This window comes from Massilia sp. GCM10023247, from assembly GCF_042653325.1.
GTDB lineage: Bacteria > Pseudomonadota > Gammaproteobacteria > Burkholderiales > Burkholderiaceae_D > Telluria.
In genome coordinates, this window is sequence record NZ_JBHSIB010000009.1 from 199,734 (window position 1) to 212,609 (window position 12,876).

Annotated in this window: 13 protein-coding genes; 10 read left to right on the plus strand and 3 right to left on the minus strand. The window is 53.9% G+C overall.

Annotation, left to right across the window (positions count from 1 at the left end; all coding sequences use genetic code 11):
- Window positions 1-161 precede the first annotated feature (161 nt).
- From ssb to ACFPAH_RS08810, 9 genes are all read left to right on the plus strand, one after another.
- The gene (gene ssb, locus ACFPAH_RS08770; protein WP_379743757.1) at window positions 162-659 is read left to right on the plus strand and encodes a single-stranded DNA-binding protein; all 498 of its coding nucleotides are present in this window, start codon (window positions 162-164) and stop codon (window positions 657-659) included.
- 215 nt (window positions 660-874) lie between these two features.
- Window positions 875-2,017, plus strand: a complete 1,143-nt coding sequence (locus ACFPAH_RS08775; protein ID WP_379743759.1) for a tyrosine-type recombinase/integrase — start codon at window positions 875-877, stop codon at window positions 2,015-2,017.
- A complete protein-coding gene (locus ACFPAH_RS08780) occupies window positions 2,007-3,524 on the plus strand; it encodes a site-specific integrase (protein WP_379743762.1) in 1,518 nt (505 codons plus the stop codon). Before ACFPAH_RS08775 ends, ACFPAH_RS08780 begins: the two co-directional genes overlap by 11 nt.
- On the plus strand, window positions 3,517-5,520 hold the full coding sequence (locus ACFPAH_RS08785; RefSeq protein ID WP_379743765.1) for an integrase: 2,004 nt from the start codon (window positions 3,517-3,519) through the stop codon (window positions 5,518-5,520). The genes ACFPAH_RS08780 and ACFPAH_RS08785 overlap by 8 nt, the downstream gene beginning before the upstream one ends.
- Before the next feature lie 2 nt (window positions 5,521-5,522).
- Entirely contained in the window at window positions 5,523-5,942 is a 420-nt protein-coding gene (locus tag ACFPAH_RS08790) for a hypothetical protein (protein ID WP_379743768.1), read from the plus strand.
- Between the two features lie 78 nt (window positions 5,943-6,020).
- The gene (locus ACFPAH_RS08795; protein WP_379743771.1) at window positions 6,021-6,404 is read left to right on the plus strand and encodes a nuclease-related domain-containing protein; all 384 of its coding nucleotides are present in this window, start codon (window positions 6,021-6,023) and stop codon (window positions 6,402-6,404) included.
- Window positions 6,405-6,744: 340 nt separating this feature from the next.
- Window positions 6,745-7,557 (plus strand): DUF2971 domain-containing protein, encoded by an 813-nt coding sequence (locus ACFPAH_RS08800; RefSeq protein ID WP_379743774.1) that lies wholly within the window; start codon window positions 6,745-6,747, stop codon window positions 7,555-7,557.
- Between the two features lie 717 nt (window positions 7,558-8,274).
- A complete protein-coding gene (locus ACFPAH_RS08805) occupies window positions 8,275-8,853 on the plus strand; it encodes a hypothetical protein (RefSeq protein ID WP_379743777.1) in 579 nt (192 codons plus the stop codon).
- A gap of 171 nt (window positions 8,854-9,024) precedes the next feature.
- The gene (locus ACFPAH_RS08810; protein WP_379743780.1) at window positions 9,025-9,324 is read left to right on the plus strand and encodes a hypothetical protein; all 300 of its coding nucleotides are present in this window, start codon (window positions 9,025-9,027) and stop codon (window positions 9,322-9,324) included.
- Window positions 9,325-9,394: 70 nt separating this feature from the next.
- On the opposite strand, the gene ACFPAH_RS08815 is transcribed toward ACFPAH_RS08810, so the two are convergent.
- Window positions 9,395-9,832, minus strand: a complete 438-nt coding sequence (locus ACFPAH_RS08815; RefSeq protein ID WP_379743783.1) for a hypothetical protein — start codon at window positions 9,830-9,832, stop codon at window positions 9,395-9,397.
- A gap of 94 nt (window positions 9,833-9,926) precedes the next feature.
- On the opposite strand from ACFPAH_RS08815, the gene ACFPAH_RS08820 reads away from it, so the two are divergent.
- Complete coding sequence (locus ACFPAH_RS08820; RefSeq protein ID WP_379743967.1) at window positions 9,927-10,235, plus strand: helix-turn-helix domain-containing protein; 309 nt, start codon at window positions 9,927-9,929, stop codon at window positions 10,233-10,235.
- Between the two features lie 316 nt (window positions 10,236-10,551).
- On the opposite strand, the gene ACFPAH_RS08825 is transcribed toward ACFPAH_RS08820, so the two are convergent.
- On the minus strand, window positions 10,552-11,196 hold the full coding sequence (locus tag ACFPAH_RS08825) for a phasin family protein (RefSeq protein ID WP_379743786.1): 645 nt from the start codon (window positions 11,194-11,196) through the stop codon (window positions 10,552-10,554).
- Window positions 11,197-11,479: 283 nt separating this feature from the next.
- A complete protein-coding gene (locus tag ACFPAH_RS08830; RefSeq protein WP_379743789.1) occupies window positions 11,480-12,556 on the minus strand; it encodes an alpha/beta fold hydrolase in 1,077 nt (358 codons plus the stop codon).
- Window positions 12,557-12,876: the final 320 nt, after the last annotated feature.

Genomic DNA, 12,876 nt, shown 5'->3' on the forward strand with positions numbered 1-12,876 from the left:
ACTGCCTCCATTTAAGGCAGCGAAAACGTGCTTTTCGGTCCACCGAAAAATGCTTTTCTCCTACGCCGCTCAGCCTCATAATAGCGTGCTGAATCACCACAGTTCCCTGGCGCTTAGTCAAGTGCAGAGCCAGGGCTCACACACCCTGAAGGAGTCATACCATGGCATCAGTCAACAAGGTCATCATCGTCGGCAACCTGGGCCGCGATCCGGAAATCCGCTACATGCCGAGCGGCGACGCGATCGCCAACATCGCGGTGGCCACCTCGTTCAAGTCGAAGGACCGCAACACCGGCGAGCAAAAAGAGCTGACCGAATGGCACCGCATCTCGTTCTTCGGCCGCCTCGCCGAGATCGTCGGCCAGTATCTGAAGAAGGGTTCGTCGGTCTACGTCGAAGGCCGCCTGCAGACCCGCAAGTACACGGACAAGGACGGCATCGAGCGCTACGCAACCGACATCATCGCCGAGAACATGCAGATGCTGGGCGGCCGCCAGGGTATGGGCGGCGGCAACGACATGGGCATGGATGACGGCGGCGGCTACGAAGCACCGCAGCGCCCGGCACCGCGCCAGGCACCACCGGCGCCGGCAGCCCGTCCGCAGCCGCAGCGTCCGGCACCGAATTTCTCGGACATGGACGACGACATCCCGTTCTGAGGAATACCTGAGACTAGAGTGTAAAGTATTATCCTGAGACCCCCGCGCTGCGGGGGTTTTTTGCTTTCTGAGCAGTGTAAAAAATTGTTGTGTCTGCTTCACAAGTCTTTTACCATGTAGAAACGTAAAGATTTGGAGTCAGTATGGCCCTGTCAATTCGAAGGATCAGGAGTAGTGACGGGGAGCGGCATGCCATCTTGGTCGACGAGGCCGGCATGCCTCTGTTCTATCCCACGCTTTGGATAACGGTAATCCTCCGTGGCGGGGCAAAGGCCCTGAACACAATTCAGAACGCGCTCAACGCGATCAAATGCCTTTACGCTTGGCAGGACTCCCGCGCCATGAATCTCGAGCAGAGGTTTTCTGCAGGAGATCTTCTGGAGGCAAACGAAGTGCACTCACTCAGAGACTTCCTGCAAGAGCGGCTCGGTAACAAGGTGGATCGGAAGGTAGTTCCTCTTGCTCAAAAGAGGAGGGTAGTGAGCGCGAGTAGCCAGTATGCGCGTATGTCTGTGGCAGCAGAATACCTGGGGTTCCTCGCCAGACGACTAAATCCGTCGTCTGAGCAGATCGAACAGCGGATCAACAAAATGGTGGCCCAGATCAAAGCCAATCGCCCTAATCAGATAACAAAAACAATGGACGGCGAGCGGGACGAGAAACATCTCGACGATGCCGCCTTGGACGCGCTCGAGGCCAGACTAAAACCTGGAGCTGAAGGGAATCCATTTATTGATCACACGGTTCAGTTCCGGAATGCTGCCATGTTCGCCATTCTTCGTGCAACAGGCCTGCGCCGCGGAGAGCTACTGAATCTGAAGGTAGACGACATCAATTTCGCGACGAACGTTTTGAAAGTCGTTAGGCGGCCAGACTCCAAACACGATTCCCGTTCGTATCAGCCAGTCGCGAAGACACGCGAACGCCAATTCCCGCTAGATGCTGAACTCGCAAATCGAATCTACGAATACGTAGCGCAGTATCGCAATAGATTTGCCGCCGCCAAGCGGCACGGCTATCTTTTTGTTACGCACGCGCACGGGCCATTCCAAGGGGCACCCCTCTCGAACTCTGGTTTTGGCGAAGTCATCGAGAGCATCAAAGGAATCGCAGGCGCGATTCATGCACACAAACTTCGCCATCACTGGAACTATTCATTCTCGAGCCTCAGTGCTGAGAAAGGCTTGCCTGCCGCGAGAGAGGAAAAGCTGAGGTCCTATTTGATGGGCTGGGAGCCGAACTCTGGTACGGCGGCGATATACAACCGAAGGCACATCAAGAAAGAGGCGGCCGAATCTATGCTGGAGCTTCAGCGCAAGACGTTAGGTAAAAAACTAGGCAATGCTAATGACCGGTAGCGTATCGTCTTTGCAGGTAACTGCTGCGAAGCGCTTTTACGCGCGCGATGGGTATGAGGTCCAGTTTGACACCCCTGTCTGGGTGCTAAGCAAGGACGTAAGTGTGCCAGTTAGTAATGCAGCGGAATATCTAAGCGAATGCCTGCATCAATCGCATCTGGAAGTTCTTGCCTTCTTTGCAAAAGGGAACTCGCCACATTACGTCTGGGTTCTTCATCGGGAATTTTTTTGTTACCTTCGGTTTGTGGGGCGTGCAAAGCAGTTCAGCGTTGAGTCGCTAATTTCCTACCGTGCGTTCTTGGATAAGAAAGGTGAGCCGCGCTTGGCCAGTCTCCGCACGTTCCTCAGAAAATGGTATTCGTTAGGTTACAACGGTGTTCCGCCAGAAACAATTCGGCTTTTCGAAGGATGGAAACTTTCAGGGGGAGAGCGAGGAAACCCCATTCGCTCTATGTGTCCAGAACGCGGCCCTTTGACCGACATTGAAATGGATGCGGTGCTAACCGCCGCTATCGAAGCCTACGAGGGTGGTCGATTGTCGCTGCCTGACATCGCGCTTGCAATGACCGTGATGATGACGGGGCGTCGACCTATTCAGATTACTGCGCTTAAGATTTGCGATCTGCGACCTCAGTCTGACAAGTACTTCCTATACGTACCCAGAGCCAAGCAACGCAAAAACGGCGGATGGCGAAAGTCGTTTAAACAAGTCCCAATCGTGGAGGATCTTTGGTTGCTGCTACAGCAGCAGGCAGAGGCTGTGTATCGAGAATTCAACAGACTCACACATATTACGCCCGATCTGCGTGGAAGATTGCCGCTGTTCGCAGAGTACGCATCGTTGGAAGATATTGAAGATGTTGCTACCCTGCTCGACAGCGATAAGTTGCATATGAAGACCGAGACGCTCGCAAGAACGATGGAGCACGTCGCCAAAGTCATATCAGTAATCAGCGAGAGGACTGGTTCACCGATACACATGAATCCGTACCGATTCCGGTACACCTTAGGCACTAACCTCGGGCGCGAAGGAAAGGGCGAGTATGTTATCGCAGAAGCGTTGGATCACACCGACACGCAGCATACAGGCGTATATGTGAAAAATCTCCCCGAAATCGTGGAACGCATCGACAAGGCTGTCGCGTATCAACTCGCTCCAATTGCACAAGCGTTCCAAGGTGTCATAGTCAAGACTGAAGGTGATGCACGACGAGGCACCGACCCCAATAGCCGCATTTCAAACGGCGTTCAAAACCTGGGAACCTGTGGAAGTTACGGCTTTTGTGGCGCACTGGCGCCCATAGCCTGCTACACCTGCAATCACTTCCAGCCATGGCTAGACGGCCCGCACGAAACCATTCTCCATAACCTGCTTCAAGAACGTGATCGGATTCGCGATCTGACTGGCGACCTCAAGGTCGCTTCAGTAAATGACCGATTGATACTTGCTGTCAGCGATGTGATCTTGCGTTGCCAAGGCAAGAAAGAAGGGGTTGCACATGGCTGAAATTTTGCTGTTCACACCGAAACACGAGTACGACTGCCGCGAGAATCTTGCGGAGTTCGTAGCGATGTGTCGCGAGCGATTGACGGTGTTCGGCGCAGACCTCGATTGGGACGCCGACAATTGGCCTGGGGTGGCGAACTTCACCAAGATTGGTGTTAATTCGCGAAGTTATAAGCGAAAGGATCTCCTTGACGGAGAAATAATACCTTTTGCAAAGGCATACCTTAGATATCAGCAAGGGCATAACCCGACGAAGCTGAAGAATGAGCTAAAAGCACTTCGCTGCATCGAGAAAGCACTTCTACATGCCTGTGGCCGAGCCGATATCACACTGGTTAGCACACAAGTACTAGATGTCGCCGCCGACGTCGCGAAGGAATACAAGGCAACGGCCTATCAAGCCGGAATACAGCTCGTTAAGTTAATCGAATTTCTGAGCGAGAGTGGGATCATTGCCAAACGCATTACCTGGAAAGCCCCGTTCTCCAAACCCAAGGAGTTGGATAGAACAGACTCCGACGGAAAAAGAAAGAGAGCGGAGAAGCTTCCACCAGACCATTGTCTCGAGTATATGGCAGAAATGTTTGTGAACGACCTGAAGTTTCCTCGAGATCGGTTCACGACTTCCATTTTCGCGCTTCTGATGTGTGCGCCATCGCGAATCTCCGAGGCCCAGCTTTTGCCCGTCAACTGTCTGCATTTTGAAAAGGACAGTAAGGGTGTCGAGCAAGTAGGTCTGCGGTGGTGGGCTGGCAAAGGATTTGGAACAGATATTAAATGGATACCCACTATTTTTCAGGATATTGCTCAAGAGGCAGTGCGGCGCCTGGCGGTCCTTTCTGAGCCTGGTCGGTTGCTGGCAAAATATTACGAAGATAATCCGCGGAAATTCTATCGACATGAGGGTTGTCCAGATGTTGATGAGGACGAACCACTTACGCTAAAGCAGGTTGAGCAAGCGCTCGGGTTGAGTTCGAAGAACGGAGGCTCAGTCGGGGTTTTCTTTATGAAATACGAGCCCTACCATGCACTTCGTGCAGCGGGCAGGCCGTTGACATTAGCTTTTCTAAATGAATATTGCCGTAGCCAGCTTCCACAAGGATGGCCGTGGCTGAGGAAGGACTTAGGCATTAAGTACTCGGATGCGCTTTGCTGCTTCCGCATGCACGAGCTTCGTCCCGATCTCAATACAAGTCCGGTGATGCTTTGGGTGCCTGATAACAATGTATTTACGGATGACCTTAAGGTAGTTGTTGGGCGGAACAAAAAAAGCATCTGGCAACGCTATGGTTATAAAAATCTCGATGGATCGGATATCCGCCTGACTTCGCACCAGATCCGCCACTTCCTGAACACTGCGGCCCAGCGCGGAGACCTTGGACAGTTAGATATCGCAAAATGGTCTGGCAGAGCGAACGTTCACCAGAACGCCGTGTACAACCACATGGCAGATGATGAGTATGTTGCTGCTGCCAGAGAAACGGGTATCGGTAATGGGCTGGCCGCCAAAATCAAGGTCAATGCACCGGTCACGTTCGACGATCTGAAGGCTGTCGGCGAAGGGATTGCGCACGTCACCGAGTTCGGATTCTGTGTCCACGATTATTCGATGGTACCGTGCCAGCGATATCGCGACTGTTTGAACTGTACTGAACAGGTCTGCGTAAAGGGCGATCCCGGAAAGTTGGAGCGGTTGAAACTGCAGCGCGATGGTATTCGTCTGCAGCTTGAGAAGGCTAAGGCGGCATCGGCCGATGGCCTATACGGCGCGGATCGGTGGACGCAACATCAACATAAGACGCTGGAGCGGGCGGACGCACTTATTGACTTGCTGGAATCGCCACAAACACCGGACGGCACGGTTATCTGGCTCAGCAATGATCAAGAGCACAGTCCGCTAAAACGGGCGATTGCGGCGCTGTCATCGGAGCCAGCGCTGGAGCAGCCGCCTGAGCCAGATATCGGAGAAATCCGTTTGCTGCTGGCGGGGTTATAGACGTGGCGAAACATTTGACGCCAAAGGATATCGACGCTCTCATTCGACTCCTTGATGCATGGGAAGGAAAGCTGACCTGGGAGATGCTGTGTGATGAGGCCGCGAAATTTGTCGGTTCACGTCCAACACGACAAACGCTTAACACCCATAAGAGGATCAAAAATGCCTACCTAAGTCGTAAGGCGCATCTGAAAACGGGCCTCATCCCATCTAAGAGGCCGGCCAGTTTAGATATCGCTGCACAGAGGATTCGGCGGCTGGAAGGCGAGAATAGTCGTTTAAAGGAAGAGAACGACCGCCTCCTTGAGCAGTTTGTTAGGTGGCAATACAACGCCTATAAGCATGGAATGTTAAAGGCGAAGTTGGATGCTCCCCTGCCTCTAATTGACCGCGATTCTTCCGAAAAGTCGAATCCCAGGTAGAGAAAGTGAGGCCGACCAGTGTCGGCTTCGGGAAACTTATATGTAGCTTTGGCGATGATGGGTGCCAGGAGCGGAGAAATGACTGAAAGCTTAAGCAGCGCAAATCCAATTCGACTTTTCATAGGCGAACTCCTGCAGAATAAGCCTGAGCACGACTGCCTTCGCGCCGTCTACGAAAACTTGGCCAAGAGCGATGGGTGGGCCTACGTATTTGCCAATTTTCACGCGGCCGGCCGACAGATCGACTTGGCCGTTTTCACTGAGAAAACGACTTTGGTTATAGAAGCCAAGGGCTATTTGCTCCCGATACGCGGAAGTGTAAACGGGTTGTGGGAGCAAATCGGTCCGTATGGAAGTCGACAGATCAGCAATGCATACAATCAGGCGCTGGATGCGAAAAATGCGCTCCGCGACGAGATGCAGCGGCTGTGCCGGATTTGGGGATATCCCAATGGGCGTTAGAGCGCCTAACAAAACCCTTTGTTTGTCCTTACAGCAACACCGTACACTGAGCCATTCTGGACGTATGCTCTCGGCCAAGAGCGGACCTTGTCACGTAGGGTCCTGCCAGGGGAGTTACAGCTCTGAAAAGGCAGCAGCGTCGGCTTTGGTGCGCAGCACCTTCACTTTGCCGCGCTGGGTGAGGCCGCTGAGTGAGGTTGGAAGCTGGTCCACCGGGTACTCCTAACGGTGTTGTTGGAAGTATTTATTGAGCACCGATTTATTAGCGTCCTACCAAGCTCTTTCTGGGCACGCACCGTCGCGGTACACTTCCAAGGGTTACTACTTTAGGATGGCCTACGTGCTCTACAAATATCTTAGCTCTGCGCGCATCGACGTTCTCCAGAACTTGAAAATTCGGTTTACTCAACCTTGTGAGCTGAACGACCCCTTTGAGTCAGCGTTGCTTGTGCAGTCGAACGCGTTTCAGGATTGGGAAGCCCAGATGTTGAAAGACGCAGAGCAGTTCATACCGGAGACAGAGGAAGAAAGGGCGGAACTCGAAGAGATAAAGGAAGAGCTTCGACAGAATGCAAGGATGATGACGTCGCCTCAAGCTGTCGGCCGAGAGCTGGCCGATCGTATCAACCGAGCGCAGGGCGTGCTCTCCCTATCTCGTACGAATGACAGTCTCTTGATGTGGGCACACTACGGTGAGTCCCATAAAGGGTATGTGCTGGGATTGGACGATTCCCACCCATGGTTCTACGAGCGGAATGGGCTTGGTGAGGCAACAAAGCCACACAACGTTATCTACACTTCAAGGCGTTCTGCAATCAAGGCAGGAAGTGAAGACTTTTACGACAGGTTGCTCTGCTTTAAATCGCTTGAGTGGGCCTACGAAGAAGAGGTCAGGATTTTCAGGACCTTTGGCGCTAATCAAGAACGGTTTGATCAAAATAACCCGAATGATGTTCACCTCTTTAATATACCTAAAGAGTGCATAAAGGAAATTTTTATTGGAGCAAATGCAATCTCCGATTCAAATTTTGTGGACAAAATTTTCCATGAAGTCTGGCGTAGTCAGTTAGACGTTAAGATTTATGTCGCCTACGTTGATGAGGAAAAGTACGCCCTGAACTTTCGCCCGATTGAAGATCACTGGCCTACCTGAACCGACCATCCCGTAAGCGCTCATGCAAGGTCCGCTTCGGGTCGATAGCGGACGCTAGAATAGGACCGCTTTCGGCCAAGAGCGGACCTTGGCGCGCGATTCCACAACAACCGTTTTCCGATGAATCCAGGGACTGGTACCGACAGACAGCGTAGAGGAGAGTAATTGAAGATGAGTTCGAGCGTCGACTTTCCCGGACATGAGGACAACGTAACGAATATCTCATCCAAGCAGTCACTACATCTTAAAGATCTACTGAAAATTGATGCTCCTAAAATCTCTGTTAGTCATAATTGTTCTGCTGATACTATTTGTCATCGGTATTTTCGCGTATCGACCGGAAAGAAATCCCGACCTCATACGTGCAGTCTATGCGGAGGAAGCATGCGACGCAGCTCGAAAAGCTTTCATGAATGCGCCGCGAGAGGATACATACGCCCATCGACGACATGTCGAGCAGCTTGATGCGGACGTTCGCCGATACTGCGGCTACTAACGAGTAGTGGGCTAGTAGCCTGAGGCGCGCCAGAATTTAGCGTTACGGTAATCCCTGAATGACCACTTAAGGCGTTCTTAACATTAAAAATGCAACAGACTAACTCGTTCTATTTTCAGTGCATAAGCTGCGCTGCTAGTGCATCACAACGCTTTCATATTCGAGGCGGCGCAATCTGTCGAGATTGCTATGAAAGGTTTGCACGCGTTACGGCCGAGCCGATGGCAACGTGGACAGTTGAAAACCTTCAAGACATTGAGCGTACGACGAAGGTTGCCCCTACGCTTATAGCCGTCAAGGCGCCAATGCCGGTACCGGCACCATCCACAGCTGTTACGCATAGGCTGTCCGTCATCCAAAGCTTGCAGTTTAAGAAATACATCCGTGAAAACAGCGGGATGACTGGGGCGGAGGTTGACGAATATCTGAAGGGAATTGCCGATGACGAAAGAGCTGAATTGATGAGCGCGTTCCTTCTAACCATTACGCAAAACACCTCGGCAGTAGGTTCTATTCCCCAGGTCGCAATGCCGCCGGCAGTCGCACTTCCCCTACAAGCGCGACGGTCGAATTCCTCGGCGGTGCCTTCTATCCACATACTGACAGAGAACGCAAATCAGCCGGCCTGCCCAAAATGCCGTTCCACTAAGACTACCTTTAGCAAACAGGGGTTTGGTGTTGGAAAAGCCGCCATCGGTGCCGTACTGACCGGTGGCATTGGCTTACTTGCTGGTGGTATCGGCGCTAACAAAATAAAACTTACCTGTCTCGAATGCGGAAACACGTGGTCAAAAGGTTGACTATTCAGTGACTATCTCCATTAAGTTTGAGAGATCGAGACCGAGCCGCAGGGGCTAATTTGGATCGAATCCCGTCGACGATTCTTTCCAATAGGAAACGTTAAGCCTAGTCGAGTGGCCGAGAACGGCCAAGAGCGGACCTTCAGCTATGGATTTGAAAGGGAGATATGCATGGCAGTGCAACCGAAAACTCCTCAAGAGAAAAAGCGTCTCAGCTACGAGAAAGACCGTCGCAACACGTACGGTGAAAACAGCAAGGCGTCACGCAAAGGCATCCCGTTAGCTAAAGCGCGAGCAAACCGCGCAGAGCGGCACAAGCAGGATCACGTTCTCGCGACAGCAGTTGGCGTTGAGGACAACGACGCCCTGGCTGCTGTTGAAAATCTTGTCCGGAATACGGAACCTCGATACTGGCGTAAGTCCCCGGACACTCCTCTTGGCCAAGTCTTAGACCGGAGAGCTAACAAGTAACAGACGTCCGCAATGGGTCGTTAGCGGACGCTACAATAGTCCGCCGTGAACCGCGACTCGATTTCGCGGTTCACGGCGCTTTAGGGCCAATACGTCGGGCCTTGTATATCAGCTTCATTTTTTGCTTTGCCTCTTCTGGAGTTAGCCCTACTGTTTCACCAGCGTCGGTGATGTAGACAGGATGCTCTACAGAATCCTCTTCGTATGCGCGAATTTCCCGAACTTTTGTCCAACGCCAGGTAGAGACCTTGTCCCTTCGAAAAGGTTCTAGTAGGGAGATATCAACAATTTTTGCAGTTTGGTTATTTTTGAAACGTAAGCAAAAATCGAGTACATCCCGGCTATCCCAAAGGATCGACGTCTGGTAAATCCAGCTGCGCCCCTCCTTCTGGCCGTAGTTGACGAAAACATACAACATTCCCAAAGTGAGGGTTGCAGTACGCCAGGTCGAAAATCCAGGGCCAATGGAGAACATCATCGCCTCATCTGCCGCGTAGGTAGTAATCATCTGCTTCCTCAAAATTAGAAAATGAACACTATAGATTGTAGCCCTATAGTGTTCGCCGTGAGTACATCGTACCTTTTGTGCGGAGGTACTTGTGGTGTTGCTCAAACGGTTCGGAATCGGGTTGCAGAGAGCACGGAAGAGTCGGAAATTGACCCAGGAAGACTTCTCAGTCGTGTCGAGCAGAACCTATCTCAGCAGCTTAGAACGCGGGATCAAAGCGCCGACGATTACAAAAATTGAGGAAATTGCAACGGTAATCGGTGTGCATCCTCTCTCGCTGATCGCGTACGCATACCTTCCTTCTAGCTCGGTAGAACGCGCGGAATTTTGGGAAGCAATTACCGCCGAAATAGGCTCGTTTGACTACGATGCCGCCCCGGATACTGCGGGCAAACTACGCTGAAGTTTCGTCAAGCCAGCTGTTGAGAGCTGCAACCTGGTCGTGACGTTGCGAACAGGTCTGCTTACGACCCAAAGCGGACCTAGTCGACACGCCCATCCTACTTCATTGGAGACTTTGCACTTGCTAGCATGGCCCTGGGGTTCGCTTTCACGAGGAGTCCCTGTGATCAAGCCGGTCCGTAGTGACAAACAACGAAAGCGCCGGCCCTTGCATCGATGGCAGGACAGACGCGGAACGGATGGAATGGCAGCAGACACTGCTGCCCCTGCCGGAATGCCTCGTCTCGCTATGACGCGGCACTACCGGTTACGTCGTATCAGGCCGGCGTGCCGGAATTTTTTTTGCCTGGTTGCGGCGCCGGCTGTGCTGCCTGGCCCTGCATATTGCCCTGGGATGAGGCGCGTTCGGCCCGGCCCTCCGATTGCATGCTGGCGGCCGCGATGTCAGCCGTACTGTGTGGACTTCCGTCGGCTCGGGCGCTATCCTTGCTGCCCCCTTGCGTCCCATCTTGTTGAAACGGTTCACGGAAATTCTTCATGAATTCCTCTTTCTGGCGTGCATTGGCTTCGACCTGTTCCGCGGAGACACGCGTCACCTCGTCCGCCAGTGCCTGGGCCGTACGCGACGTTTCACGGCCATGCTGCTGGGTGACGCGTGCGAGATCCACCTGCGATCCTGCCGCAATACGGGAAATATGCTGCTGGTAGGCGTGCATATGTTCCGTAGCCGATTTGGTATCAGGCAGGATCGTGCCGGCGAGGGCGCTGCTCTGCCCGCTCGCCAGCATGCGCCGGCCAACGCCGAGGGACTCCTCCAACATGTCCTGGCCGAGCTTGAAATTTGCCTGGCATACACTTTGAAACGAGGCCGACAGCGACTGCGAAAAATCGTTGAAAAAGGCGAACTGCGAGTCGAGGTGCGAACGCAGGGCCGGATTGACGGATTGAGTAAATGGAAACATGAGCTACCTTTCAGTTGAGCCGTACGGAGTACGCTCACTGTCAGTACAACTGGGGGGATTCCTGGCGTACCAGGGAAGAGGCAGCAACTCGCTGCTCGAATGCAGGATCTCGAAGGGACCGTGCGAACAAGACTACTATGCGCTGATTTTTAGCCGCACGGGACGAACTGGGAAAAGTATTTACGTGTATGGAATCCCGGCAAGTGTTGCAACAGAGGGCGGCTTCCGGTTTGCGCCGCCAGCCTCCCGCAGTGCAACCGCGCCTGTCGCAGGAGCGACCTTCTTACGGGTTCTTCAGGATCCAGTCCGTCACGCCAGGCCATACGATGCGCAGGGTCTGTGTGCCCATGAACAAGCCGATATGGCCACCCGGCACAAGCTTCTGGACGATTTTCCCCGGCGGCGTACCGACTAGCGCTGCCGCGCGAAATACCTGTTCCGGCGTCGTGATATCGTCCTGCTCGCCGGCCAGCAGGAACAGAGGCACCTTGATATCGGCGAGCGCGAGGCGGCGCTCCATGCCGACGAACTCGCCCCTGGCAAAACGGTTCTCCTTGAACAGCTGCTCGATCACTTGCAGGTAATAGGCTCCGGGCAGGTCGTTCGCGTTTTCGTACCAGCTTTCAAATTTCGCCGTGCGCCGGACATAATTCGTGTCCTCGATGTTCTGGTACAGCGCGAGGTACTTGTTTGCATACTGCTCGACAGGATGCATGTTCTTCCAGCCTGCCAGCATGAAGCTGCCCGGCATCAGGCCATTGCCGATCTCGACCATGTTCCGGAAGGTGCTCAGCGGCAGGCTATGGGCCAGTTGCCTGATCGGGCCATCGCCCGCGTCGGTGTCGATCGGTGCGCCCGCCAGCACCAGGCTCCGCACCTTCCCGGGAAAGCGCGCTGCGTACATCGCGCCCAGCCATCCGCCCTGGCACAGCCCGACCAGGTGCACCGTACCGCCGAGCTCGTCAATGGCTACGTCCAGGCTGGCCAGATAGGTATCGATGTCGAAGTCGCGCATCTGCGCCGTTGCGGGCTTCCAGTCCGTCACCAGGAGGTGACCGGCGCCGTAAGTGAGCATGGTTTCCACCAGGCTGTGCTCTCTTTCGTAGTCGGCAATCGTCGAGCTGTGCCCGGCAAATGGCGCAATGATCAGCACCGGCACGATGCCGGGACCGCCTGCGGAAAATTCCCGCAGGCGCATGGTGTCGATGTCGAGGCGGATCCGGTTGGGCGATGCCCATTCGGGGGGCGCCGGGTGCTCGATCAAGCCGACAGCCGCGACATAGTCGAGGGCACGTTGCATGTCAGCGAGCATCTCGTTGCCAAACATCGTGGCCGCGACCAAGGGCCAGAACAGCGGCACACTGTGTTCCGTGGACGTTCGAGGCAAGGCGCTAGCGGGCCGGACTGGGGTTTGAAGCAGCATTGATTTCTCCAGGGATGATCGAACGGCTTGTTGACGTGGTGGCCGATTCAGTAGCCATCGGTGCATTGACTTGCTTTGGAAACCGGCGCAACGTGTGGTGGTGATGGAGGCGTCATGCGTACCCTGTTTCTCCTGGTAGACCAAGTGGGGAGCCCTTCCCAAACCGACGAGTCGGCCCTTGACGATGCGCTCGCGTGCACGTTTCCCGCGAGCGACCCGGTCGCCGTGACCTTCCACCCTTCCGCGATCGTTGCATC